Source organism: Bartonella sp. LJL80, assembly GCF_054871565.1.
Map to the genome: position 1 here is coordinate 118,935 of NZ_JBTXLM010000002.1, position 25,494 is coordinate 144,428.

The following is a 25,494-nucleotide window of genomic DNA, read 5'->3' on the forward strand; positions in this document are numbered from 1 at the left end:
TGATAAAGATTTATATCGTTTTTACAAGCTTAGCGTGTATTTTAGGGGAGACATACGTAAAAAATGCGGCGTTTTCTGTGTATAAGGGAGGCGTTTGTTCAAGCTTTTTCACGCTGGCGCAGCAACACGCAGAATATAAGCGAAACGAGCAGAAGAACGCTTGTAAAAGCAATGACAAGATTCCAGCCGCCATGAAACCAAAACCAGCCACCAAAGGCACCGATAAAACTGGAGCCGAGGTAGTAGAATAGAAGATAAAGTGCCGATGCGTGGCCTTTTGCTCCAACGGCAATGCGGCCTACCCAACCGCTGGCAACCGAATGGGCCGTAAAAAAGCCAATCGTAACAAGAATAATGCCGATGATAAAAAGGGGTAAACGTTCGCTTAGCGTAAAAAGCAGCCCAGCAAAGAGAATAGCCACGGCGACAAATAACAATGTGCTACGTGCATATCGATTGGTCAGACTACCTGCAATCGGAGACACGATCATGCCGGCTATATAACTGATAAAAATAAAGCCAATTTGTGTTGGTGAGAGGAAGAACGGTGCTCCACTCAGCCGAAAGCCGGTATAATTGAGGATGGCGACAAAAACACCGAAAATAAGGAAAATATAGAGAAACAGATAGAGCAGGCGTACAGAGCCGATATGCCCGATCCATGCCTGCAAATGGTGGTGAACATTGAAGCCGCGCCGCGCAACAAAATTTTGCGATAGCGGCAAGAGGAAATAAAATGCCACAGCGGCGCACAAATCAATAATACCGATGATCGCCAATGCCCATTGCCAATCGAACCATTCGATCAACACGCCCATGCCGACGCGCCCCATCATGCCGCCAAACGCTGTACCACCAACATATAGCCCCATAATTTTGCCTAATCCTGACGGGGCAATTTCTTCCGCCAGATAGGCCATGGCAACAGCCGGAACGCCTCCCAGAAGGATACCTTCCAATGCGCGGGCAATCAGCAGCCAATGCCAGTCGGGAGCAAAGGCTGCAGCAATATTGCAGCACGACGCACCAGCCATGGATATCGCCATGAGGCCACGCCGACCCAAGGCCTCTGAAAACGCGCTGGAGAGGAGAATTGAAAATGCGAGGAACCCGGTGGACAGTGAAAGCGCAAGCGAGCTTTGTGCCGGAGTGATGTGGTAATGGCTGGCAAAGGAAGGCAATAGGGGTTGAACGCAATAAAGCAGGGAAAAGGTTGCAAAACCGGCAAAAAACATGCCTATGCTGATACGCCGATATAAAGCTGTACCACTCTTTACGCCAATCTCAGCCTCGAAGGCTGTTGCGGACATCATCGGCTTTCTCCAATTATTTCTTCCCGCATATGTTATGCTTCGGGCTATATGATTTTTACGCAGTTGTGTATTCATATTGCCGATATGACGCGTCAATAATTCGTGAGCTGCGATTTTGGAAGCGTGTCCTCAAAAGTGTGAAACGCATCCGCGGGATAGACAATTCGCTGGATTGTCTATTTTTCCAGCTTCTATAAATATAAGACACGTTTGGAAAAGAAGCGTGTCCGCAAAACTTTGAAACGCATCCGCGGGATAGACAACCCATTCCGTTATGATTTTGTCGGTTGTTATGAACGCTCAATGCTGATCGAAAGAGCATGACTGGAAGCATCGGACACTCAGCCGGAGATAGCCGGTTTTTCGAGCAAATATGATGTGGCGATGGCAACGGAAAGGCATCTCTGAGCGCTGCCAAGCTTTGTTCTTCTCGCGCTATAGTCCGATCTTGTCAAGAGCATGAAAATTCGACGAAACACATGCATTCAACAATCGTCCGGTGAAAATGTTTGTATAGCAGTTGATTGATATTGACCTTAAACGAACAACATATACTATATCTAGTGTTCAAGGTTCTTTTTGATTCGATGTGAGTCAAAAAGCTAAGAGGGAATTCGGTTAGGATGTTTCCGGTGCCGAAGCTGCCCCCGCAACTGTGAATGGTGAGTGCAAGCCTCTATGCCACTGAAGTGGATGCTTTGGGAAGGCGGTTTGCATATGAAGCCATAAGCCAGGAGACCTGCCTTGGGTTAGAATGTCAACGGACGGGGTGTTCCGCTGTGGCTTTTGTCGGGTGGTCTTCATCTATGGCATTGCTGCTGCGCTTGTCCCGTCAAACTTCGGGAAGGAAGTTTATGCGCAGTAGAAAAATTATCCTTGGTCTTATACCCCAGTTTTCACGGGGTACATGAAGGCAACTTCAAAAAATCAGATCTACATTCCGATAGGTGTTCCAACCTGATAAAAGCGCTTGGTTTTCAGGGAGCGCAGCGCACAGTCCGCGCAAGCATTTTGGAGCTCTTCACACAACTGCACACATATAATCTGCCAAGGTGTCCCGGGGCGGAGCTTAGCCTTACTTCGTTTAAAGAGAGAAACAATGACAATCACCATCTATAGCAAACCGTCTTGTGTTCAATGCAATGCCACCTATCGCGCCATGGATAACAAGGGTCTTCCATATAATATTATCGACGTATCAGAAGATGCTGAGGCATTCTCTTATGTTCAGAGTCTTGGCTATCGTCAGGTGCCGGTTGTCGTTGCAGGTAAAGACCATTGGGCGGGTTTTCGGCCGGATATGATCAACCGGCTCGGCTGAAATGGGGCTACTGGTTTACTATTCGAGTGCCACCGGCAATACGCATCATTTTGTCGAGCAACTGGGCCAAAAATTGCTCCGGTTGGATAAAACTGCGGCCGCGCCCTTAATCAACGAACCTTATGTTCTTGTTGTGCCGACATATGCGGGTTCAGAGGGACAGGGCGCTGTACCGAAAACGGTTATTCGCTTTTTGAATGAACCGGAAAACCGGAAGTGGCTACGCGGCGTTATTGCCGGGGGTAATCGTAATTTTGGCTGGACATATGCACTGGCAGGAAAGGTCATTGCTGAAAAATGCAATGTGCCCTGCCTCTATCGTTTTGAACTGCGTGGAACGTCCGAGGATGTAAGCCTCGTGATACAGGGACTGGAAAATTTATGGAACCAAAACTAAACGGACATTCGGGAGATATGACGCCTCCGCAAGACTATCATTCACTCAATGCGATGCTCAATCTTTTCGATGAAAACGGTCGTATCCAGTTCGATCAGGATAAGATGGCGGCTCGCCAATATTTCCTGCAACATGTCAATCAAAATACCGTTTTCTTCCATAATCTAAAGGAAAAGCTCGATTATCTGGTGGATGAAGGTTATTATGAAAAAGCAGTTTTGGAACGCTATGATTTTGCCTTCATTAAAAAACTGTTCAAAAAGGCCTATGGGCTGAAGTTCCGCTTTCCCACATTTTTGGGCGCGTTCAAATATTATACCAGCTATACACTGAAGACCTTTGATGGAAAGCGCTATCTGGAGCGCTATGAAGACCGTGTCTGCATGGTGGCGCTAACCTTGGCACGCGGCGATAAAAAGCTAAGTGAAAAGCTCGTCGACGAGATCATGTCGGGGCGTTTCCAGCCCGCAACGCCGACATTTCTTAACGCTGGTAAACAACAACGTGGCGAACTTGTTTCGTGTTTTCTTCTCCGCGTGGAAGATAATATGGAATCCATTGGACGGGTGATCAATTCAGCGTTGCAGCTCTCAAAACGTGGTGGCGGTGTGGCTCTGTGTCTGACCAATCTGCGTGAAGCAGGGGCGCCGATAAAAAAGATTGAAAATCAGTCTTCTGGCGTTGTGCCGGTGATGAAACTGTTGGAAGATGCGTTTTCCTATGCAAACCAGTTGGGTGCCAGACAAGGCGCAGGTGCGGTTTATCTTAATGCGCATCATCCGGATATTATGCGTTTTCTTGATACCAAGCGCGAGAATGCTGATGAAAAAATCCGCATTAAAACGCTATCGCTAGGTGTTGTCATTCCAGACATCACCTTTGAATTGGCAAAAAACAATGAAGATATGTATTTGTTTTCGCCCTACGATGTCGAGCGTATCACGGGAAAAGCTTTCAGTGATATTGCGCTAAGCGAACACTACCGCGCTTTTGTGGACGATCCGCGTATTCGCAAAAAGAAAATCAGTGCGCGGGATTTTTTCCAAACGCTTGCTGAAATCCAGTTTGAATCGGGCTATCCGTATATTCTTTTCGAGGATACTGCCAATCGGGAAAATCCAATTGCCGGGCGTATCAATATGAGCAATTTGTGCTCGGAAATTTTGCAGGTCAATGCGCCAAGCATCATGAATGTCGATTTGAGCTACGCGCAAATCGGCAGCGATATATCCTGTAATCTTGGCTCGCTCAATATTGCAAAGACCATCGATTCACCCGATTTTGGCCAGACTGTCGAAACCGCTATCCGTGCTTTGACAGCGGTATCAGATATGAGTGACATCGAGTGTGTACCAACAATTGCCAAAGGCAATAAAGACAGCCATGCCATCGGTTTGGGGCAAATGAACCTGCATGGTTTTCTTGCACGGGAAAAGATCTTCTACGGCTCGCCAGAAGCGATTGATTTTACCAACATCTATTTTTGTGCAATCGCCTTTCATGCACTGCGCAGCTCCAATCTTATTGCCAAGGAAAGGCGGGAGAAATTCGTTGGTTTCGAGCAATCTGCCTATGCGGATGGCCGGTTCTTTGAGAAATATGTCAATCGGCAATGGCAGCCGCAAACCACACGGGTCAAAGCTCTTTTTGCTGATAAAAATATTCGCCTGCCATCGATGGATGATTGGCGGGAACTGAGCAAATCGGTTCAGAAATACGGGCTTTACAACCGTAACCTGCAGGCTGTGCCTCCGACCGGTTCCATTTCCTACATTAATCATGCAACTTCATCGATCCATCCGATTGTATCGAAAATCGAAATTCGCAAAGAAGGCAAGATAGGGCGTGTCTATTATCCTGCACCCTACATGACCAATGACAATCTTGCCTATTATCAGGACGCCTATGAGATTGGGCCGGAAAAAATCATTGATACCTATGCCGCGGCAACCCAGCATGTCGATCAGGGATTATCCTTGACGCTTTTCTTTCCCGATACGGCAACGACCCGCGATATAAACCGCGCACAGATTTACGCGTGGAAGAAGGGCATCAAGAGTATCTATTATATCCGGTTACGCCAGATGGCCTTAAGCGGAACCGAAGTTGAGACCTGCGTCTCCTGTAGTTTATAAGAGCAAAGACATGACAGTTAAATCGACCACCCGCCAGCCGATCACGGCAATCAATTGGAACCGTATTGAAGACGATAAGGATCTTGAGGTCTGGAACCGCCTGACTGGAAATTTCTGGCTTCCTGAAAAAATTCCGCTTTCCAATGATATTCCGTCATGGGGAAGTCTTACGCCGGAAGAGCAGAAACTGACGATCCGTGTTTTTACCGGATTGACGCTGCTTGATACAGTGCAGAATACCGTCGGAGCAATTTCGCTCTTGCCCGATGCGTTGACACAGCATGAAGAGGCCGTGTTGACCAATATAGCCTTTATGGAAGCCGTTCATGCGCGATCCTATTCCTCGATCTTTTCAACACTTTGCCTGACGCCCGATGTTGATGACGCCTATCGATGGTCAACCGAAAATGAGTATCTGCAAAAAAAGGCCTCGCTGATCCTCGATCACTATCGTGCGGATGATCCCCTAAAAAAGAAAATCGCTTCGGTGTTTTTAGAGGGATTTCTATTCTATTCCGGCTTTTATCTGCCAATGTATTGGTCAAGTCGGGCAAAACTCACCAATACCGCCGATCTTATTCGATTAATTATCCGTGACGAAGCGGTGCATGGCTACTATATCGGCTACAAGTTTCAACTCGGCTTTAAAACACTGCCGGTCGAAAAGCAGGAAGAGATCAAAGACTTTGCCTTTTCACTTCTGATGGATCTTTATGATATAGAAAGCAAATATACCGAACAGCTCTATGACGGTATCGGCTTGAGCGAAGATGTGAAGATGTTTTTGCATTATAATGCCAACAAAGCACTGATGAACCTTGGCTTTGAAGCCCTGTTTGCGCCTGAAAGCTGCAAGGTCAATCCGGCTATTCTGGCAGCACTTTCACCCAATTCTGACGAAAACCATGACTTCTTCTCTGGTTCTGGTTCTTCCTATGTTATTGGCAAGGCGGTTGCAACCGAGGATGCCGACTGGGACTTTTGACCATCAGCATGCGGTGATAATGTCGATCAGGGATGGCGGTTTTACGCCATCCTTTCAGCCGACGAAATCGAAACCAATGTCAAGGATAGGCGCACTATGGGTTATCCAGCCTGCTGAAATAAGGTCGACACCGCTTTCCGCAATCGCCGGCGCTGTTTGTGGTGTAATTCGTCCTGAAGCTTCCGTCAGCGCCCGTCCTGCAACACGTGTAACAGCCTGATGCAGCATATCTATTGTCATATTGTCCAATAAGATTGCATCCGCACCGGCTTTTAGCGCTTCGTCAAGTTGTTCCAGTGTGTCCACCTCGATTTCTATTTTCACCATATGGCCGCTATGGGTGCGGGCACGGTCCAACGCTGCGGTTATCCCGCCTGCAATCGCAATATGGTTGTCTTTAATCAGAAGAGCATCAGAAAGGGCGTAACGGTGGTTCATGCCGCCACCGGCACGCACGGCATATTTTTCCAGCATTCGCAAACCTGGTGTTGTTTTCCGCGTGCAAACAATCTGTGCTTTTGTATGGCGAATGGCGTTGGCAATCTGCCTTGTAACGCTGGCAATGCCGGATAGGTGGCTGATGAAATTCAGCGCCGTGCGTTCACCCGTTAAAATAGCGTGCGATGGGCCTTGCAGTATAGCGATTGTTTCTCCGACGTCGACTGTGTCGCCATCCTTTCGTAAGATTTCAAATGCCACTGAACGATCCAACAGGTTGAAAACTTGTGCGGCAATGCCAACACCTGCAACGACCCCATATTGGCGCGCAACCATAACAACCGTTGTATGATGGTCGTTTGGAATAACGGCATTGGTTGTGATATCGCCCGCAAGCCCTAAATCCTCAAGCAGTGCGTTGCGGATGATCGGCTCAGTCATGATAGCGGGAAGAGGGGATAAAACCATGTCAACGTCCTTTTTATTGCTATTTGACAACGCTATGATAAAGCATCTCTGCCTGCTGCAACGTTTGCGACCAGTCGGTAAAGCTTCTTTTTGCTTCCGGTGCTTGTGTCGGAAAATCGGAGCGGCAATGGGCGCCGCGCGATTCTTGCCGGTTATAGGCGCAAACGGCAATCATCAAAGCAATGATCGCCGGATTATCTGGAAATTCGGCTTTTTTATAGAGCTCCATGAGTTTGCAAATTGCATCCATCAGACCGCTGCCGTTTCTGATAATGCCAAGATGGCGTTGCATGATAGGCTGTACCGATTGCAATGCGTATTGTCTTGGTGCTTCAGGTAGTCCGAGCGTCGCATCGGCTAGACAATTCGACGGTATTTGGTTGTTGATTGTTTCGGCTGTCCGCATTGCCATAATGCATGCTTCAAGAAGCGAATTGCTGGCAAGCCGGTTGGCTCCATGCAAACCTGTTGACGATGTTTCACCAATAGCCCAAAGCCCGGCAATGCTGGTGCGGCCAAACGTATCCGTGGCGATACCCCCCATATGATAATGCTGTGCCGGGCATACCGGTATCGGCTGTCGTTGCGGGTCGATACCAGCCTGCCGACATGCTTTGTCAATGGAAGGAAAACGCTCTGCAAATGCTTTGTCTTTCAGTTGCCGGGCATCAAGAAATACGTGTTTGCCATTTTCAATCTCTTGCGCAATTTTCCGGGCGACGATATCGCGCGGGGCAAGATCTTCTCCGATTGTTTGGCTAAGGAACCTTTCTGATTGGCTGTTGATGAGAAACGCCCCTTCACCGCGTACGGCCTCGCTGATAAGCGTCCGCGGGCGGGATGCGGTATCCAGGGCGGTTGGGTGAAACTGGATAAATTCAAGATCGGCAAAACGCGCTCCGACGGCTGCCGCCAAGGCCAGTCCTTGGCCATAATTCTCGCTTGGATTGGTACTGTCGCCATAGAGGCCCCCAATACCGCCTGTCGCTAGAACAATATCATAGGCCGCAATATTGTGGCTTTGATCATGGGTCGAGAAATTAACGCCGCAAACCTTGCTATCTTTCACCAATAGACGGTCGACAATCGCATGTTCCAAAACAGTAATAGATGGTGTTTGCCGTATTTTTTGGCATAACACGTCTACGATAGCCCTTCCGGTTGCATCGCCATCGACGTGAAAAATACGATGATGGCTATGTGCAGCCTCCAAACCGAGATATGGCTCCCCTTTGTTATCGCTATCAAAGTGGACACCATAGGTTCGCAATGTTTCAATTGCTTGGGCGCTATGCGATAGAATATCACGGACAGCCTGTCTGTCACACAGTTCCCCACCGGCTGCCAACGTATCGTCTATGTGGGACTGAACATCGTCATCGGCACTCCAGGCGGCGGCAATTCCACCTTGGGCCAAACGGCTTGATGTTTCCATACCGAGGGTGGAGCGCGTCATCAGCAAGACTTTTCGCGGTGCCAGCTGCAACGACACAAGCATTCCTGCCAAACCACTGCCAACCACAATCACATCCGGTTGAAGCCTTTGGCTCATAGTGCCAACATCCGCTCGACCGCACGCCGCGCATTTACGGCAATAGCAGGATCGATTTTAATTTCATGGCGGTTCTGCTCAAGCGCTTCGCGGATATTGCGCAACGAAATACGTTTCATATGCGGACAAAGATTGCACGGCCGGATGAACTCGATATCAGGATGATTGACGGCTACATTATCACTCATCGAACATTCGGTGAGGAGAACAACTTGACCGTTGCTTTTTTCCCCCACATATTCCGACATATGGGCCGTGGACCCGGAAAAATCTGCGAGTTCTATGATGTTAGGTGGGCATTCCGGATGCGCTAAAATTTCCGCTTGCGGATAGCTGTGACGCAATTGTGCAATATCATCAGGCGTAAACTGCTCATGTACTTCACAATGCCCTTGCCATGTCAGAATTTCAACGCCGGTTTCGCGCGCAATGTTTTGGGCCAAATATTCATCGGGGATCATTAAAACGCGCGGTACATCCAATGCTTCGATGATGCGTTTGGCATTACCGGATGTGCAGCAAATATCCGATACGGCTTTTACCGCCGCGGATGTGTTGACATAGGTTACGACCGGAACGCCTGGATATTTTCTTCGTAGCTTGAGTACATCTCCAACCGTGATGGATTCTGCAAGCGAACAGCCCGCGCCCATTTCGGGAATGAGCACTGTTTTATCCGGATTAAGCAATTTCGCCGTTTCCGCCATGAAATGCACGCCTGCCATTATGATCACGTCGGCATCGACCGCTTCAGCTTCTCGCGCCAGCGCCAAACTGTCTCCGACGATATCGGCAACTCCATGATAGATTTCAGGTGTTTGATAATTATGCGCCAGAATAACGGCGTTGCGCTGTTGCTTCAGCCGCTGGATTGCCGCGATATCAGCGCGAAATCCCATCCATTCCGCTTTCGGTATAACCGCGCTAACCTTGGCATAAAGATCATCGATTGATGGCTGCAGCATAATATCCTCCTTTATACTCGTGAAGAGTATATCAAAGAATCTATTATACTCATAAAGAGATTATGTCAATCGCGTGCCAGTGGAAGTTTTGAACCCGCAAGTGCGCGTTCTTCCACGATAGCCTCACGATAGCGATAGAGCTTGGCTGGCCTTCCACCTGTCTCACTCTGTCGTTCGCCAGTTTCCTCGATCAATCCCTGTTGTTCTATCAGCCTGCGGAAGTTGGGTTTATGCAAACGTCGTCCGACTATAGCTTCCACTGTTTTTTGCAGATGCAATAGGGTGAACTCTTCCGGCACCAATTCAAATACCAGCGCGCGATATTTTATTTTTGCACGAAGCCGCGCAATAGCTGTAGCCAATATGCGTCGGTGATCAGCAAACATGGCTATGCCCGTTTCTAGTATGCCTCCTGCTTCCTGCACCAATCCCGCTTCATAAAGCAGTTCATAGCGTTGCAGGATCAAATCTTCATTCCATTCATAGCCTTCAAGGCCAAACAAAAACGCTATGCGCCGCTGCTTTAGCTCATATTCGGCTTTATCGCTATCAGCCCAGTGATTAAGTGCGTCAATAAGGTGTCCGGTGCAGGGATTTCGCGTTTCGCGACAGTCTTCCCAAGGAAAATGCTGATACCAGTCATGCCATTCGGTTTGTGTGCTCATTCCGGCTTGTTCGCGTACGAGACCCAGATAGCTGATGGATATGGTACGGATGTCGGGCCGCTCTGGGATACGATTACGATCAGCGAAAGTGTATAATTGCTCAAGAAAGCCGACAGGGTGTCCCGTCTGCTTGCCTATCCAGTCGCGAAGGCCGGATTGCAGGCTATGGTGGTTCAGCACGAAGGGGCCGGAGGGCAGGGCTCGTCCACCTTGGACGGTCATAACACGGGGATTATACTCTGTAACGGCTACAAGAACAGCTATCAATTCGGTTTGTGTTAATCCGGCAGTCATGGGATCGGCACTTGTCCTCTATGTATATATCTATTTTGCTTTTTTCGCGGAAACACTGAGACTTGGCAAGCAGAAATGTTTCGATATGTAGATATATGGTTTGCGTAATCCGATCCACTATCTGTGGAACTGTGATATGGACTATGATGAAATGTTAAGAATAGAAATCAGCCGAATGTTTTGGATATTCAGTTGTTCATTCATAATGAAATGTTAGATAGAGGCCCACTATATCTCTGTAAAATTTATGAATAAAATTCTATCCTTGCTATCGCCGCATCCATTTGATTGTTATAAATAACAGTCGCAGCCTATCTGACGCGGGCTTCTTTATTGATGAAGTGGTGTTGCAATACACTCTGGGGAGAATAATATGACGTTGAATTGGACCGATGGTTATGTTTCGGATATTGAATACATACCCGGCTTTTATTATGAACAGACACCTTCCCACATCAACGCGGTTTGTTATGTGAACGGCTTTGAACTACCGGTGCAGCCGGGTGAAGCTTTTGGCTACTGCGAGCTTGGGTGCGGACGGGGAGAAACATCATTGATGATTGCCGCTGCAAATCCCCATGCAGATGTCTGGGCATTTGACTTCAATCCGTCCCATATTGCAGAAGCCAGGCGCATGGCTAAAAACGGTGGGCTTTCCAACGTCCATTTTGGCGAAGAGTCCTTTAAGCAATTGGCTGAAGGAAAGCTGCCAGCCAATATGCCGATGTTTAACTACATTACATTGCACGGGGTATGGAGTTGGATCAATAATGAAAACCGCGCATATATTATACGTTTTCTTGACCGATATTTGAAACCCGGCGGTGTGGTTTACGTTTCGTATAACGCGCTTCCCGGTTGGTCGAATATCATTCCCTTGCGTAAGCTGTTATTCCTTTTGGCGGAAGATGAAATTGGAAAAAGCGACCAGCGCGCTTTGGGTGCGGTGGAAAAGCTCCGTGCGCTCGTCGGTGATAATGCGCGTTTTCTGCCCAAGGATTTTGTCGAAAAGATTTCTAAGAGCGGGTCTTATCTCAGCCATGAATATCTTAATGAAGATTGGGATCCAACCTTTCACGTCGATGTTGCAAGTGACCTTGCCGCAGCAAAACTAAGCTATTTCGGCACAGCAAATATTCTTGAGAATTTCGGAGAATTCTCCTTTACCCCCAGTCAGAATGACAAGCTTGTCAAAGCCTCGCCGGGGTCGGTTGAAACATTGAAGGATTACTTCCTTGATCGCACCTTTCGCCGCGATCTTTTCATAAAAGGCCCGCAGAGACTACCAGACAGGCGCGCAATCCAGCGCATCGAAGAGTGTGTCATAGAGCTTTGTATTTCGTCCGAAAATGTCAATTTCGATATCAACATACCGCTTGGACAGGCTAATCTGAACCGCGACCTTTATGAGCCGATTTTTGCTGCATTGAAAACAGGCCCAAAGCGCATTGGCGACTTGATGAAGCTTCCCGGTGTGCCCGAGACCAACCCCAATGCCCGCCAAATTTTGGGGGTGCTAATCGGGTCACAACAAGTCAAATTGACAATACCCGACGCAAACCGCCAGCCCAGTGCCAATATTCTCAGGTTTAATCAGGCTTACATCAATGCTTGCAGCCAGCAGGCACGCACAAATGCTACTCTGGCATGTGCGAATACGGGACAGGCAATACCACTCAGTCTATTCGAGATGCTGGCTTATGAGGCCATTATGCAGGGTGCTGAAACAACACTGGATACGTTGACAAGCCACATTGCTGATATTCTCAAAGAACGACAGGACAAGCTTATCCACGATAATAGAACCATCGAAACGAGAAGTGAAACGATTACATTTTTGAAACCGCATATCGAAAAAGTTATTAAAGTCTATATTCCGTTATGGAAAGCGCTTGGCGCGCTCTGATTTTTGATGGTCGTCCGGGGTCAGCACTGCCGTCGGCAACGATAAAATCGCGGCGTCTCAAACAAGAAATGGTCGTTTAGCTTTGGGGCGCACATACCCTGCATAAGCGAAACTGTCATATTTCTATCATCAAGCGGTCATGTCACTGTCACGTGAATCACGCATATTGCTATCCAAAAGAAGGATAGCAGATAGACATGGTAATACCTCAGTCGACCGTGCAGTCACCCAAGCGCTACAGAACGATATTTCTTTCCGATATCCATCTCGGATCACGTTCTGCCAAAGCAGCGTTTTTACTTGATTTTTTACGCCAGAATGAAGCAGAAACCATCTATCTCGTTGGAGATATTGTAGATGGATGGCGGCTGAAACGCAGCTGGTTTTGGCCACAGGAACACAATGATGTCGTTCAAAAGCTTTTGCGCCGCAGCCGCAAGGGTACACGTATCGTGTATATCGCAGGCAACCACGACGCTTTTCTACGAGATTTTCAGGGCACGCATTTTGGTGGTATCGAAGTGACCGATCGCGCCATGTTTGAAGCGGCAAACGGCCGTAAATATCTTGTCCTCCATGGCGATCAGTTTGATGTGGTGGTGCGTCATGCGCGTTTTATCGCTCTTATGGGCGATTGGGCTTATGATGCGGCACTGGGTTTCAATCTGGTTATGAATGCGATACGCCGCAAACTTGGCCTGCGTTACTGGTCATTTTCCGCATGGGCAAAATATCGTGTTAAAAAGGCTGTTAATTTCATTGGTGACTTTCAGAGTGTCGTGGCGGACGAAGCACGCCGCATGGGGGTAGACGGTGTGATTTGCGGCCATATCCATCATGCGACGATCGAAACAATCCACGAAATATCCTATATCAATACCGGTGATTGGGTGGAAAGTTGCACCGCAATCGTCGAACATGAGGATGGTCGGCTTGAGCTGATAGACTGGACAAATTCAGCTGATCAAACGGCCGATCGCGGCAATGTTGTAGCGCTTGCGAGTAGGGGATAGGCCAATGCGGGTCATTATCGTTACCGATGCTTGGCACCCGCAAGTCAATGGTGTTGTTCGGACATTGGAAAATCTCGTTGCAGGTTTGGCCGAGCGCGACGTTTCAGTAACGATCATATCGCCGGAAGATTATCGGTCGCTTCCCTGTCCGACCTATCCCGAAATTCGCTTGGCGCTTGTATCACCTTTTGCGCTGGCAAAGCGTATGGAAGCATTACAAGCCGATGCTGTGCACATTGCAACGGAAGGGCCACTGGGTTTTTGGGCACGCTGGATCTGCAAACGAAAAGGTTGGCGCTTTACCACCAGTTTTCACACGCGCTTTCCCGAATATCTGTCGGAAAGATTACCGGTTCCGCTTGGGCTAACTTACGCTTGGCTGCGTAGATTTCATAACGCCGCAGCAATGACCTTGGTGCCCACCCAATCAATCGAGACAATCTTGAAAGAGCGTGGTTTCCAACATTTGACCGTTTGGACCAGGGGCGTAGACCGTGCTATTTTTCATCCCCAACCACAAATAGACCTCGGGCTACCCAAGCCTATATTTCTGAGCGTTGGCAGGCTGGCAATAGAAAAAAATATCGAGGCTTTCCTGAAGCTCGATTTGCCGGGCACAAAGCTTATTGTTGGGGATGGACCGGATAAATCCAGATTGGAAGCCATGGCACCGGATGCGGTGTTTCTTGGGAAAAAACAGGGTAAGGAATTGGCTGAAATTTACGCTGGTTCGGATGTTTTTGTTTTTCCATCCAAAACCGATACATTCGGGCTTGTCATGCTAGAGGCCATGGCCAGTGGCCTTCCCGTGGCCGGATATCCGGTGCCGGGTGCAAGCGACATCATCGCCGTGAACGGTGCAGGCGTTTTATCTGAAGACTTGCAATATGCAGCCATGGCAGCATTGGGAAAGGGACGGATCGACCCCGACAAGGCTTTGGAAAACTTCACTTGGGGACGTTGTGTCGACATTTTCCGCCATACCCTTGTCTCGAAAGATCGGAAAGGTAAGCACAAGCCAAGTTATGCGGCCTAGCCTATCCAAAAGTATTGCAAAATACGCTTACCTGATTTGGCATACAAAAAAAGCCGACCTTTAAAGGTCGGCTTTTGTGCAATAATTAAATATAGATTACTGCTGGTTAGCAGGTGATCCGTCGCCGAAATGCGACATGTCGCTTTTTGGTAGGCTATGAACTGATAAACCTGAATTGGCGGCATGACCCGGAACATAACGGTTATCAACCGATCCGCCACCAAAACCATTCGCGCGTGTATAAGCGCGTGAATTTCCAGTAAGCGGTGTGCTCAATCCTGAATGGGCAGCTGTGCCGATAACATATGTGTTTTCAGGCGATCCGTCACCAAATGCATTACCGGCATAGGCGCTGCCAACACTCAACAAACCAGCAGCAGCAATCAAAAGTAATTTTTTCATTTTATTCTCTCCATTTCTATCAGCCGTTCCTTATCCAGGAAATAGCTTGCATCTAAAACTTGCGAGGTTGGAAACATGTTCCGTTCTCTTAAGTGTTTATTTGCTCTTTCGGGGGGACGAACTCAATTCACATTTTCATGTATCGATCACGGAAATGTTATAAAGAAAAAAATAAATAAAAACAGATTGTTATGAAGGTATTGTAAGGCAGCTCCCGGATTTTATGACAAACGCATCACCGGTTTGTGAGCGGTTTATTGACTATCGACTCGGCAATATCAACCGGTGTTTTCTACCGCGTATTTCAGCACGCGTGCAAAAGCTTCCTCTTGTTTGTTGCTCAAAACTTTATCTTGCAGGCGTAGAAGGTAAGAGGGATGGATTGTCGGAAGAATTGGCGGTAACTCTTCTGAGGTGATTATTTTTCCTTGCATTTCGGTCAAAGATTTATTGTTACCCGTGAGAGAAAAAAGTGCAGTTGCTCCCATTGTGACGATGAGTTTTGGTTTAACAAGCGCTATTTCTTGTAAAAGCCACCAGCGACAATGCTGAATTTCAGACCGGTTGGCGGTTTTATGCATACGCCTTTTGCCCCGCATCTCATATTTGAAATGCTTGACCGCATTAGTCAGATAGATATTGCTGCGGTCCAATCCCACTTGTTCACATGTACGGTTGAATAATTGGCCTGCCGGTCCAGAAAATGGTCGACCGATCAAGTCTTCCCGATCACCCGGCTGTTCGCCCACCACCATCAATTTTGCCGCGGCGTTTCCTTCACCACAAACTGCCTGGGTCGCATAACAGTGCAAAGGGCAGCGTTGACATTTTTGTATGTTTTGGTTGAGAACTGGCAACGTGTCAGCATTATTGCTGTCATTATCTTCCTGAACAGGCTGCTTTGCTAGACGCTGGTGGAAAAGTGGCGGTTGCATCGCCTGTTGTTCATGCATCTTTTTAACACGGGTTTCAGCACCGGCAATCATAGTGCCGATCATCGCGGTTTCAGGCAAGTTATGCCAGAATTTCTTCGGCATATGACTTTGCATGGTTTGGATTTTCATCCGCGCGGGATTGAAGATATGGCTGAAATAGGTTTTCCAAAGGTCTTCCGCGTCATCGTTTTGGTTTGGCTTGTTAGCAACTGCTGGCCCGATGGTAAGCTTTTGCTGCTCGAACCGCAAACTGCCTTTGGGGGTCAGGATTTGCCAATCCATGTCGCTGAACCGACGGCAGAAAAAGGGGGCTGCCCGCTCTACAATAAAATGGTCTGGTTCATACCAAGCGGTGAAATTGCGCCGCTCTCCAGCGCGCGGTGATTCTTTGAAACGTAAAAAGGCATGCATGTGATGGATGTCACGGCGAACGGATTTTTCGCGGGATAAAGCATCAGATACGTCCCGGTCATAAAGCTTTTGTAGCAATTGTTTGTCGGTCTGCAGCCGATAAAGCAAACGATAGAGTAAAGCAGGCGTGTCTTCACTGCTGTAACACAGCACCAATTCCGCCAAGGACAAAAAGCGCCGCGGTACTTCGATTGATCCACGTTTACTTAGCGTATCCGGCGGGGACTCTTGGTGGAATAGAGCTGATTGCGCGGATAAATTCCAGTCAATCTGTTCTGGCAGTATATCCCGCTCCAGCAGTTGGCGCGCATTATCGCGCCATTCATTGAAATCGGCCCGTTTTTGTAAGGAAACAATCTTCATATCAAAATAGACTAAGTTGATCGGGCGGCGGACGAAACCGGTCGATAAGGTTAGCGGCATCTAAAATACCTGCTGGCGTCCATTGATCGACTACGATAAATGGCTTGATCTTGCGCATCGGCAAATGAAAAGCTTTCAAATCTTCAAATGTCAGACGTTTGAACCGACGCGCAGTAAGGATACGTTTGACATTGCGCACACCCAATCCAGGAATACGCAGCAACATTTCCCGCTCGGCCCTATTAATGTCGACAGGAAACAGATGCCTGTTTTTAAGCGCCCATGATAATTTCGGATCGAAATCAAGATCAAGCATGCCGTTGCTGTCGTCAGATGTTAGTTCGCTCATCTCAAAGCCATAGAAACGAAACAACCAGTCGGCCTGATAAAGACGATGCTCTCGCAAAAGCGGCGGCTTTTTCACCGGCAAGATTTTAGATGCATCAGGTATCGGACTAAAGGCTGAATAATAAACACGTTTGAGTTGATAGCCCGAGTAAAGCCGCGCGCTCGATTGCAAAATCGTCGCGTCATTTGTGGCGTCTGCGCCAATAATCATTTGGGTCGATTGACCTGCCGGAGCGAACTTTTTGCGTTTTTTGGTCTGCAACGTCGGATCTTTGGCATCTTCAATATGCAGCCGGACATTGCCCATAGCTTGCCTTATGGTCAGCGGTTTTTTCTGCGGAGCAAGTTCAGCAATGCCTTGCTCGGTCGGAAGTTCAACATTGATAGAAAGCCGGTCTGCATAAAGCCCTGCTTCTTCGATAAGAGCAGGACTGGCTTCCGGAATGGTTTTGAGATGGATGTAACCGCCAAAGTGATGCACCAAACGCAATTCACGCGCTATGCGAACCATTTGTTCCATGGTGGCATCAGCCGAACGTATAATGCCTGATGAGAGAAACAAACCTTCAATATAATTTCGCCGATAAAATTCCAATGTCAGAAAAATGACTTCATCGGTCGTAAATCGCGCCCGCTCAACATTACTGGACGAGCGATTGATGCAATAGGCACAATCGTAAATGCAAAAATTGGTCAATAGAATTTTTAAAAGCGATACGCACCGGCCATCCGGTGTATAGGAATGGCAAATTCCCATATTTTCTGTCGACCCCAACCCCTTATTGGTCTGCGGCGCGCGCGTGGAACCGCTTGATGCGCAGGAAGCATCATATTTGGCCGCATCGGCAAGAATTGCCAGTTTTTCTTTCAATGTTTTCGCCATAAATGTTCACTATATGTTCCTGTCGAAAAAAGCAATATGGTGAGATCGCTGCACGAAAATATTATGATTTTTTGACCAAAATACGCCAATCAAGGCAATTGTGACATTGCCTTGTATCAAAACTGAGCAATCAATAGTCGATCAGCTGGGCGTATTTTTTGGTTTTTCCATTTGAAGATAAACAAGGCCATAGGCAAGCCCGGCTAGGGCGGATAAGCCAGAGCCACCAAGAACGCCGATTTTTGCTGCATTTAACTGGTTTGCATCGGTGAATGCCAGCATAGCGACGAAAATTGCCATAGTGAAACCGATACCTGCAAGGAAGCCTGCAAGCAGCAAGCCAGACCAAGTGACATGGGGGGGCAGACGGCAAAGGCCGGTTTTTACAGCAATGAAACTTGCCAGTAAGATACCGACCGGTTTGCCGATGAACAGACCGACTGCAACGCCAGATACAATCCATGCAGCCCCATCAGCAAAGAGGTCAAATCCGGAAAAGCTGACACCGGCATTGGCAAATGCAAAAATGGGCATAATGACGAAAGCAACCCAGGAGTGAAGGGCCATTTGAATACGTGTTACCGGTGGAACCATGTCGCGTTGCCCTTGCCGTAGCTCTTTCAAGGCCGCAGTGATATGACGAGGCGAATTGTGTTGTTGCACGTTTTGCAACGTTTCAAGCGCGGAAGAGATACGTGCGAGTGGTGACAGGCGGTGGCGGGGCACCAAGACCGGTGTTATCATTCCAAGGATGACGCCGGCGAGTGAGGGATGGGCACCAAGAACCATAAGCCCCCACCAGATGATGGCAGCTGGCAATATATAAAACCAAGCCGATGCAATGCCTATCCATTGGAAGAAAAATACAACGACAATACCAAAAATAGCGATTGCCGCGCCGTGAAACTCAAGACCGTTGGAATAGAAAACGGCAATGATGAGTACGGCAATAATATCGTCGATAATGGCGAGAGAAAGCAGGATGACCCTAAGGTTCGCTGGGATAGCTTTGCCGAGAAGGGCTAAAATGCCCACCGCAAAAGCAATATCAGTTGCTGTCGGAACAGCCCAGCCATGGGCACGCATCCCATCCACATTAAGAAATAGATAAATGAGGGCAGGCAGGCAGACGCCGCCGATTGCCGCGATAATAGGCAGCGTAGCTTGCTTTAAATCGGAAAGGGCGCCTTCGTGGATTTCACGGCGGATTTCCATTCCGGCGACGAGAAAAAATACGGTCATAAGACCGTCATTGACCCAGAAATGCAAATCCCGAAAAAATGAAAACGCGCCAATCTGGATACCGAAAGGCATGTGCCAGAATTGTGTATAGAGTGATGCGTAAGATGAGTTGGCGATCACAAGAGCCGCTGCCGCAGCAATTATCAAGACAAGACCGCTCATCGCTTCGATATGCAGAAAGCGTTCCACTGCTGAAACAGCACGCTCGGCGATAATAGTGGCACGATTAGGGAAATGGTTGGACTTCAAATTTTCCATAGGCAGGCTCCAAAGAGCTGGCGGCCCGACCAACTGATAACCTGCCCGTCAATTCGTTTGAAGGACACCCTGAAAATTATATAACAAAAATAGAGGGGACAATGCAAGGCATTCGCATTCAGTAGAAACGACGGCTATTGCTTCACATAGTGGCGCTGTCATGCAATGTTGAGCAGTAACGGTTTTGTATCGTGGTGGTAGAATTCGCGCCTTTGAGTGTTTCCAGAAAAAGTTGAATAACTTTTCGTGCCGTGAATACGATAAAACGATGAGTGAGAGTAAAACCAGGATTTAATCGAAAACGGGTTTACTCTAAAGCTCTCTCCGAAAAGTGTGAAGCGCATCCGTCGGAAAAACGGTTCACAGGATCGTTTTCTTATCCCAAGGCTATCAATAAAACGCAGTATAGAAATTGAATTGCAGCTTCGATCTGACCCTATCAGATCGAAATTCACTCTCACCAAAAGCTGTCGTTTATGCGGTTGTCAGAATGCCGCTTTCATCGCGGCATTCTGAAGGCGTAAGTCTTTGCTTACTGGTTTTTGACCACCAAATTGACTTTGTTGACTGCTGTAGCAAGATCATTTTGCAAGGCAGTTTCCAAGTCGGTCGCGGTTAGACCTTTTGCATCCTTGGCCCGAACGGATATGGTCAAAGTGCCCGGTTTTTTCGCAAACTCACCGAAAGCTGCTGAGATTTTCTGCGCTTCGTCATGATCCTTCAACAACATTTCAGGGCTCTTGGTCATAACGAGATAAAAGTCGTCATAAAGCTCCTGTTTCAGGTCGTGCTTGGTGTCATTGAGGCTTTGTGCCAGATAGGTGAAGAATTTATCGATAAAGCCGTAATCCGAATATCGCATATCGATTTCGGTGACGCCAATCTGTTCAGCCGCAGCCAATGCTAAATCCTTATCACCGGAAAAAAGGTTTGGATTGACATCAATCACCTTTGCTGACATTTCGCCAGAACCAATGCCCTTGGCATCAAAGGACATGGCGTTCAATGCAAGGGTCTGTCGACTGGAATTATAGGAAAAGTCGAGTTTCCCGGAAAGGTCCAGCGTGTTGAAGCCCATATTCTTCAAAAACTCTATATCCTTTTGCGGCATTTCAGCGGTATTGAGCGAAAGGCCGTCGAGCGAGACAAGCAGGCTTTCGGGGACTGGCTGATTCCATTCACGCGGTTTCAATTGGAAGGAATTGAGGCTTGCTTTTAGTTTGGGAAGGTCGATATCTGCCTTTTCGATTTCCGCGTCAACCGATGTAATCGCCGAGACTACAGCCACAACCAGAGCGTTACGTGCAGCTTTTTCAGCAGCCTCGTTACCCGATTTTTTCGCTTCAAGATAGGTTTTTGCCAATTCTTCGGGGAGGTCCTGCATCGGCCGCATTTTCAGGCCGGATGTTTTGAATTTCCCGAGCGCGAAATGGGCATTACGGTTTGTGCCCTCAAAAATATCAACGGCAATATCACCAAGTTCGACTGGCCCGATCACCGTGCGGCCAACGCCATCGGCATTGATTTTTCCTGCCATGATGGAATAGGCGTAGCCAATGTCGATGTCACGCGCTTCCATGGCGTTGCTCTTGCCCATCAGCCTTATTGTATTGCTATCATCAGCGGTAACGGCAGCTAAGCCGACATTGGTGCTCATACCCGCAACACCGATGGAACCGATATAACCGTTTTTGAAGCTTGAAAGCCAAAAGCCTTTAATATTGACCTTTTCAGATTCGCCGTTTTTGCCGGTCAATGACACCATCATATCAGGGGCGCTAACCGACGAAACAGCAACCCGCATCAATGCCTGCAAAACATGGGAGGTAATTGCGGTATCTTTGTCCTTTAATGATATGCCATTGAGTGTGATTTCAGGTATCTGCAAATGGACATTGTCGCGCGTAAGGTCGATATCATAAAGCGTGAAAGAACCGGGGAGGAATGAAACAGGCGGCCGGCCGGATATGGCACCGATTTTCAAAGATACTCCGGCAGGTACCGGCACAGTCACATTGGTAAGGTTGACCTTGCCGAGAATACTAACCTGAGAACTGTCGGCTTTAACACCGCGTTTGGCCATTTCACCCGAAACAAAGCTATCCAGATAGGGCTTGGCCATGTAGAAGCCGCCTACCGCCAGAATTGCCAGTATAACGACAAATCCGACAATATATGTCAGCCAGCGTTTGATTGTTGCCTTTAACCAGCCACCGAAATTGGCCATATCAATTCTTCCAGTCTTAATGTTGTGTATCTGCGCTTAAATCGATTTTCTCAAGCAATAAAAGCGGGTTGGATTCAGCCATAACGATGTCGAGCAGGCTCAAACCATTTTCAGATTTGGCTTTTGCATGAACGTTCAATGTTCCACCACTCTCGATGAAGTTTTGCAGGCCTTCACCAATTTGCTGCGATCTTTCTGCACCAAGAAACAGTGCAATTGCCATACGCGCCTGCATAGCCGCTTGACGGCGTTGTTCGGCAAAATCAGCCTGAGCCGTTTCATCCTGTTGTTTTGCATAACGGTTTAATATGCCATCAACATTGACTGACATGTCAATGTTTTGTGCCCTTAGCCCGATAGCCGCTGCGGCCATGGTCATAGAATTTTCTGAAAATAATGCTTCACTCGCATTGGACAAAGTGCCTTTGAAAACAACACTGCCCATATCCTGAAGCTTATAGGATAACTCCTTGATATCGAGCTGTTGGCTATCCTTGTTCCATGCGGCATCGAAGGTCATATCGGTGTTGATAACGTCGTATCCAAGCGACTTCCAGATTTCTGGTCCCGCCCCGGGAAGTGAAAAGAGCAAACTGTCATCAATATCGGAGGCAGGTGTTTGCATACCGTTCATGACAATGCGAAGGCTTGTTGGAATGGCTGCCAGCGCATAATCGGCATTAACGTCAAGTGAATCAAGCTTCATCTTGCCTGATGTTGTTGAATCCTCCTGCGTCTTGACATCAATATCCAACCCCTTGAGATGGATGTTTTTAAACCGCGGCACAAATGCCAAGCCGGAAACATCGGAAATGGCTTTATTGCGGGCTTTATCGGATGAGGTGGGGTCAATCGAAAGTGCATTCAGTTTTTTCAATGCGTCCATGGCTTCCGGGAAACGCATATCTTTAACAGCAAATTCCTGTAATTTGATATGCGCATCTTCGGTCGCTATGGCAAAACCCGCCATCGATGTGTTGAAGCCATTTTCCCCGTAGGAGAGGGCAAGGTTATCCGTGCTCATTGCAATTTCTTTATCTGCGATTTTTAATCCGTGAAATTGGATATCTGCAGCGCCGATTGCCGCCAATAACTGTAAAGCTTTTTCGCCCAATGCCGCCTGCTTGGCAGGATCCGAATTGACATCGGTATCCAAAGCGTCGAGCTCATTGCTAAATGTCAGCAGAGAAAAAGGCAGTAGACGTGTCGTAAAAGTCGTACCGGTTATTTGATCGACGGTGCCAATAATCGTCGGATCGTCAACATTCTCGATGGTAAACGCGATGTTATCTGCCGACCATGGTCCAACGATGCTTTTATAAGGATTTGTTTCGTCCAACGCTGTCGACTGTTTGGTGTAATAATTGATAAGGTTGGGCAAGGATATGTCCGCATTGACTGTCTTGCCGACTTTTGCAGAGATGGAGCGAATGCCATCGCGTTTGGCATTTTCTTCGCTATATTGGCTATCAAGCGCAGAACTTTCTATTGTGGAGGTTTTTACCACCCCCTGTTTCACATCGTCATAGGTGATAGCGTTATAGAGTACCTTTTGCTTGATCCCATTGGAGTCCTGTTCCATCGTCACAGACGGTATGGTCGCCTTTTTGATATCGATATCGGATATATCGAAAAGACTGTCTGCATTGGTTGCGCCAGACTTCGAACCGCTACCGGACGCCTGAGGCTTGACGGAATAACCTTCCAAAGTCACCAGAGGAATGAGGACCTTCGTTGTTTCCAATTGATAGCTGATATCTTTAAGGACCAGCTTTTTGCTTTTCAAACCTGATGATGCCACATCGCCGCTAATGGTAGAAATCGTGGTGTCGATGCCGTTGAACACTTTGGTTTTAATATCGTGGGCGACGAAACGCCCTTTCCAATCGACATCCAGCGAGGCGTAGCTGACACCATTGCGATGCAGAAATTTCACAACACGTTTTTGCGCCGACTGATTAAGATAGAAAAAAACGCCGCCGCAGACGATAGCGAGAATGACAAGGCCGATAATGATCTTCGGCAGAATGGATTTCTTCTCGGCTTTTTCTACGGTATGGGAACTCATCAAATCTCTTCCTGTCCTGATTAAAGCTGTCTGCTCGCATTGCTTATTAAAAACAAACACGACATTTTTCTGGCAAATATGCCAATAATATGTACGCGCTCTTTCATTTGGCCACGTTTATAAAGGATAGTTTTTTCTTTGTCGCGCAAATCCGTTTCATGAGCGGTCTTTATCGGCATATTTATTCACCGCTTTTTCCAGCGTTTTTTCAAAATGAACATGAGGCGGCTTGATGCCATGGGAGATGAGATCTTTAAGCACCTGCTGCGAAGCGCCGCTGATGACCAGTGTAATGTGACGGTTCCGGGCCTTGCCGGAAAGGCTTTCGATGGTGTTGGCACCGGTCGCATCAAGGAAAGGGACTTGCGAAAAATCTATGATCATTACGCGGTAATGATCGCCAATCCTATCCAATACGGAGCCAATGGAGGCAGCGGCGCCGAAAAAGAAAGCGCCGGAAATCCGATAGATGACAATGTCGCTATCCTTTTGTATGGCACCTTCATAATAGCTTGTATCCGGCTGCATTGTTCCATCGGCGCGATCTTCTCCGACCAATGGTATATCGGTCGTGACCATTGCTGTTTTTGACATACGATGAATGAATAAAAGTGCGCCAAGTGCAAAGCCGACGATGATTGCTTCGGTGACATCGCGGAAAACTGTCAGCAAAAATGTGGTCAGTAGAACGAGAGCATCCCCCGCCGATGCTCTTAGAAGCATGGCTATGGCGTGTTTTTCGATCATATTCCACGATACGATTGCTAAAATAGCGGCAAGGCAGGCAAGCGGGATATAATCCGCGAGCGGAGCTGCAACGACAAGAAAAAGCAAAAGAAAAACCGAATGCAGCATACCGGATATTGGACTGCGCGCACCTGCACGAATATTGGTTGCGGTGCGTGCAATGGCACCGGTTACGCATATGCCGGTAAAGAGTGCCGAAGCTATATTTCCAGCCCCCTGTGCCACAAGCTCGCAGTTGGAACGATGACGCCGTCCCGTCATGCCGTCGGCCACGACGGCTGATAAAAGCGATTCGATGGCTCCCAACAGGGTGAATGTTATGGCGTTGGGGAGCACATCCTGAATTTTTTGCAGGCTGAAATTAGGCAGTGTCGGCATTGGAAGCGATGACGGCATGGTGCCGAATTTGGAACCGATGGTGACAATATCGATGTTGAAAGCCGCTGTTAGGGTTCCGCCAATGACAATGGCAAACAACATTGCCGGCCAGTTGGGCCGAAACTTTTTCAAAACTGTGATGAAAATGATAGTCGCAAGGCAAAAGGCGACCGATAATGGACTAAATGTGGGCAGGTGATGCCAGATAACAGGCAATTTTTGCAGAATTGGCCCCGGTTCTGCCACTGAAAGCCGCAAGCCGAACATATTGATGAGCTGGCTTGAAAAAATAATGACTGCTATGCCAGCCGTAAAGCCGACCGTCACGGGATAGGGAATAAATTTTATGTAGGTGCCGAGCCGCAAATAGCCAAGCGCCATCAACATGATACCTGATAGAAGCGTGGCCAATAAAAGCCCGTCCATGCCATGCTGCTGCACAGTTGTTGCTACGACAATAATGAAGGCGCCGGCAGGGCCGCCAATCTGGAACCGGCTGCCGCCAAAGGCAGCAATGATAAAGCCGCCTATAATCGATGTGTAGAGACCTTGGGCTGGTGTTGCCCCCGATGCGATCGCGATTGCGATGGACAAGGGGAGTGCGATAATTGCCACGGTTAGTCCGGCGATGGCGTCGGCTCTGAAATCGGCAAGGCGGTAACCTTCCCGCCAGACTGTCACCAGTTTCGGTAAAAATTGTTCTGCAAATGATATCCGGTTTGCCGGTCGTTTTCGTCGCGCCAT

19 protein-coding genes and 1 riboswitch are annotated in these 25,494 nt (G+C 47.9%); of the genes, 7 read left to right on the forward strand and 12 right to left on the reverse strand.

The annotated features are described in order from the left end of the window. Positions 1 to 98: 98 nt before the first annotated feature. Positions 99 to 1,313: an MFS transporter gene (locus tag ACYSNS_RS04800; protein WP_461722010.1), complete on the reverse strand. Its 1,215-nt coding sequence runs from the start codon at positions 1,311 to 1,313 to the stop codon at positions 99 to 101. 553 nt (positions 1,314 to 1,866) lie between these two features. After that, a riboswitch (cobalamin riboswitch) is annotated at positions 1,867 to 2,074 on the forward strand. Positions 2,075 to 2,412: 338 nt separating this feature from the next. On the opposite strand from ACYSNS_RS04800, the gene nrdH reads away from it, so the two are divergent. From nrdH to nrdF, 4 genes are read left to right on the forward strand one after another with little or no spacing between them, the layout of a single operon-like run. Then, positions 2,413 to 2,634 (forward strand): glutaredoxin-like protein NrdH, encoded by a 222-nt coding sequence (gene nrdH / locus ACYSNS_RS04805; RefSeq protein ID WP_461722011.1) that lies wholly within the window; start codon positions 2,413 to 2,415, stop codon positions 2,632 to 2,634. A gap of 1 nt (position 2,635) precedes the next feature. Beyond that, positions 2,636 to 3,031, forward strand: a complete 396-nt coding sequence (nrdI, locus tag ACYSNS_RS04810; protein ID WP_461722012.1) for a class Ib ribonucleoside-diphosphate reductase assembly flavoprotein NrdI — start codon at positions 2,636 to 2,638, stop codon at positions 3,029 to 3,031. Then, positions 3,016 to 5,166, forward strand: a complete 2,151-nt coding sequence (gene nrdE / locus ACYSNS_RS04815; RefSeq protein ID WP_461722013.1) for a class 1b ribonucleoside-diphosphate reductase subunit alpha — start codon at positions 3,016 to 3,018, stop codon at positions 5,164 to 5,166. Before nrdI ends, nrdE begins: the two co-directional genes overlap by 16 nt. A gap of 10 nt (positions 5,167 to 5,176) precedes the next feature. After that, a complete protein-coding gene (gene nrdF / locus ACYSNS_RS04820; RefSeq protein WP_461722014.1) occupies positions 5,177 to 6,151 on the forward strand; it encodes a class 1b ribonucleoside-diphosphate reductase subunit beta in 975 nt (324 codons plus the stop codon). 54 nt (positions 6,152 to 6,205) lie between these two features. Here nrdF and nadC read toward each other — a convergent pair whose 3' ends face one another. From nadC to ACYSNS_RS04840, 4 genes are all read right to left on the reverse strand, one after another. Continuing rightward, positions 6,206 to 7,057 carry a carboxylating nicotinate-nucleotide diphosphorylase gene (nadC, locus tag ACYSNS_RS04825; protein ID WP_461722015.1) on the reverse strand — a complete coding sequence of 284 codons (852 nt, stop codon included), beginning with the start codon at positions 7,055 to 7,057 and terminating at the stop codon, positions 6,206 to 6,208. 19 nt (positions 7,058 to 7,076) lie between these two features. Then, positions 7,077 to 8,609 carry an L-aspartate oxidase gene (locus tag ACYSNS_RS04830; RefSeq protein ID WP_461722016.1) on the reverse strand — a complete coding sequence of 511 codons (1,533 nt, stop codon included), beginning with the start codon at positions 8,607 to 8,609 and terminating at the stop codon, positions 7,077 to 7,079. Next, the gene (nadA, locus tag ACYSNS_RS04835) at positions 8,606 to 9,574 is read right to left on the reverse strand and encodes a quinolinate synthase NadA (protein WP_461722017.1); all 969 of its coding nucleotides are present in this window, start codon (positions 9,572 to 9,574) and stop codon (positions 8,606 to 8,608) included. The genes ACYSNS_RS04830 and nadA overlap by 4 nt, the downstream gene beginning before the upstream one ends. A 65-nt stretch (positions 9,575 to 9,639) precedes the next feature. After that, the gene (locus ACYSNS_RS04840; protein WP_461722018.1) at positions 9,640 to 10,533 is read right to left on the reverse strand and encodes an NUDIX hydrolase; all 894 of its coding nucleotides are present in this window, start codon (positions 10,531 to 10,533) and stop codon (positions 9,640 to 9,642) included. Positions 10,534 to 10,906: 373 nt separating this feature from the next. Between ACYSNS_RS04840 and ACYSNS_RS04845 the strand changes: the two genes are divergently transcribed. The 3 genes from ACYSNS_RS04845 (at position 10,907) to ACYSNS_RS04855 (ending at position 14,488) form a co-directional block, all read left to right on the forward strand. After that, on the forward strand, positions 10,907 to 12,439 hold the full coding sequence (locus ACYSNS_RS04845) for a class I SAM-dependent methyltransferase (protein WP_461722019.1): 1,533 nt from the start codon (positions 10,907 to 10,909) through the stop codon (positions 12,437 to 12,439). 197 nt (positions 12,440 to 12,636) lie between these two features. Next, on the forward strand, positions 12,637 to 13,452 hold the full coding sequence (locus ACYSNS_RS04850) for a UDP-2,3-diacylglucosamine diphosphatase (protein ID WP_461722020.1): 816 nt from the start codon (positions 12,637 to 12,639) through the stop codon (positions 13,450 to 13,452). Between the two features lie 4 nt (positions 13,453 to 13,456). Beyond that, positions 13,457 to 14,488 (forward strand): glycosyltransferase family 4 protein, encoded by a 1,032-nt coding sequence (locus tag ACYSNS_RS04855; RefSeq protein ID WP_461722021.1) that lies wholly within the window; start codon positions 13,457 to 13,459, stop codon positions 14,486 to 14,488. Between the two features lie 96 nt (positions 14,489 to 14,584). On the opposite strand, the gene ACYSNS_RS04860 is transcribed toward ACYSNS_RS04855, so the two are convergent. The 7 genes from ACYSNS_RS04860 to ACYSNS_RS04890 all read right to left on the reverse strand — a co-directional run bounded on the left by ACYSNS_RS04860 (position 14,585) and on the right by ACYSNS_RS04890 (position 25,494). Further along, positions 14,585 to 14,890 (reverse strand): hypothetical protein, encoded by a 306-nt coding sequence (locus ACYSNS_RS04860; protein ID WP_461722022.1) that lies wholly within the window; start codon positions 14,888 to 14,890, stop codon positions 14,585 to 14,587. Positions 14,891 to 15,168: 278 nt separating this feature from the next. Beyond that, complete coding sequence (locus tag ACYSNS_RS04865; RefSeq protein ID WP_461722023.1) at positions 15,169 to 16,659, reverse strand: UdgX family uracil-DNA binding protein; 1,491 nt, start codon at positions 16,657 to 16,659, stop codon at positions 15,169 to 15,171. After that, complete coding sequence (locus tag ACYSNS_RS04870; RefSeq protein ID WP_461722024.1) at positions 16,601 to 17,830, reverse strand: putative DNA modification/repair radical SAM protein; 1,230 nt, start codon at positions 17,828 to 17,830, stop codon at positions 16,601 to 16,603. The genes ACYSNS_RS04865 and ACYSNS_RS04870 overlap by 59 nt, the downstream gene beginning before the upstream one ends. Positions 17,831 to 17,971: 141 nt before the next feature. Further along, complete coding sequence (gene nhaA, locus ACYSNS_RS04875) at positions 17,972 to 19,330, reverse strand: Na+/H+ antiporter NhaA (RefSeq protein ID WP_461722025.1); 1,359 nt, start codon at positions 19,328 to 19,330, stop codon at positions 17,972 to 17,974. Positions 19,331 to 19,862: 532 nt separating this feature from the next. Beyond that, on the reverse strand, positions 19,863 to 21,557 hold the full coding sequence (locus tag ACYSNS_RS04880) for a hypothetical protein (protein ID WP_461722026.1): 1,695 nt from the start codon (positions 21,555 to 21,557) through the stop codon (positions 19,863 to 19,865). 16 nt (positions 21,558 to 21,573) lie between these two features. Further along, on the reverse strand, positions 21,574 to 23,625 hold the full coding sequence (locus ACYSNS_RS04885) for a hypothetical protein (protein WP_461722027.1): 2,052 nt from the start codon (positions 23,623 to 23,625) through the stop codon (positions 21,574 to 21,576). Between the two features lie 156 nt (positions 23,626 to 23,781). Then, positions 23,782 to 25,494 carry a SulP family inorganic anion transporter gene (locus tag ACYSNS_RS04890; RefSeq protein WP_461722028.1) on the reverse strand — a complete coding sequence of 571 codons (1,713 nt, stop codon included), beginning with the start codon at positions 25,492 to 25,494 and terminating at the stop codon, positions 23,782 to 23,784.

Bases quoted from the DNA above. Each gene is read 5' to 3' on its own strand.
- ACYSNS_RS04800 (WP_461722010.1), bottom strand. From the start codon at position 1,313: ATGATGTCCGCAACAGCCTTCGAGGCTGAGATTGGCGTAAAGAGTGGT.
- nrdH (WP_461722011.1), top strand. From the start codon at position 2,413: ATGACAATCACCATCTATAGCAAACCGTCTTGTGTTCAATGCAATGCC.
- nrdI (WP_461722012.1), top strand. From the start codon at position 2,636: ATGGGGCTACTGGTTTACTATTCGAGTGCCACCGGCAATACGCATCAT.
- nrdE (WP_461722013.1), top strand. From the start codon at position 3,016: ATGGAACCAAAACTAAACGGACATTCGGGAGATATGACGCCTCCGCAA.
- nrdF (WP_461722014.1), top strand. From the start codon at position 5,177: ATGACAGTTAAATCGACCACCCGCCAGCCGATCACGGCAATCAATTGG.
- nadC (WP_461722015.1), bottom strand. From the start codon at position 7,057: ATGGTTTTATCCCCTCTTCCCGCTATCATGACTGAGCCGATCATCCGC.
- ACYSNS_RS04830 (WP_461722016.1), bottom strand. From the start codon at position 8,609: ATGAGCCAAAGGCTTCAACCGGATGTGATTGTGGTTGGCAGTGGTTTG.
- nadA (WP_461722017.1), bottom strand. From the start codon at position 9,574: ATGCTGCAGCCATCAATCGATGATCTTTATGCCAAGGTTAGCGCGGTT.
- ACYSNS_RS04840 (WP_461722018.1), bottom strand. From the start codon at position 10,533: ATGACTGCCGGATTAACACAAACCGAATTGATAGCTGTTCTTGTAGCC.
- ACYSNS_RS04845 (WP_461722019.1), top strand. From the start codon at position 10,907: ATGACGTTGAATTGGACCGATGGTTATGTTTCGGATATTGAATACATA.
- ACYSNS_RS04850 (WP_461722020.1), top strand. From the start codon at position 12,637: ATGGTAATACCTCAGTCGACCGTGCAGTCACCCAAGCGCTACAGAACG.
- ACYSNS_RS04855 (WP_461722021.1), top strand. From the start codon at position 13,457: ATGCGGGTCATTATCGTTACCGATGCTTGGCACCCGCAAGTCAATGGT.
- ACYSNS_RS04860 (WP_461722022.1), bottom strand. From the start codon at position 14,890: ATGAAAAAATTACTTTTGATTGCTGCTGCTGGTTTGTTGAGTGTTGGC.
- ACYSNS_RS04865 (WP_461722023.1), bottom strand. From the start codon at position 16,659: ATGCCGCTAACCTTATCGACCGGTTTCGTCCGCCGCCCGATCAACTTA.
- ACYSNS_RS04870 (WP_461722024.1), bottom strand. From the start codon at position 17,830: ATGGCGAAAACATTGAAAGAAAAACTGGCAATTCTTGCCGATGCGGCC.
- nhaA (WP_461722025.1), bottom strand. From the start codon at position 19,330: ATGGAAAATTTGAAGTCCAACCATTTCCCTAATCGTGCCACTATTATC.
- ACYSNS_RS04880 (WP_461722026.1), bottom strand. From the start codon at position 21,557: ATGGCCAATTTCGGTGGCTGGTTAAAGGCAACAATCAAACGCTGGCTG.
- ACYSNS_RS04885 (WP_461722027.1), bottom strand. From the start codon at position 23,625: ATGAGTTCCCATACCGTAGAAAAAGCCGAGAAGAAATCCATTCTGCCG.
- ACYSNS_RS04890 (WP_461722028.1), bottom strand. From the start codon at position 25,494: ATGGCGCGACGAAAACGACCGGCAAACCGGATATCATTTGCAGAACAA.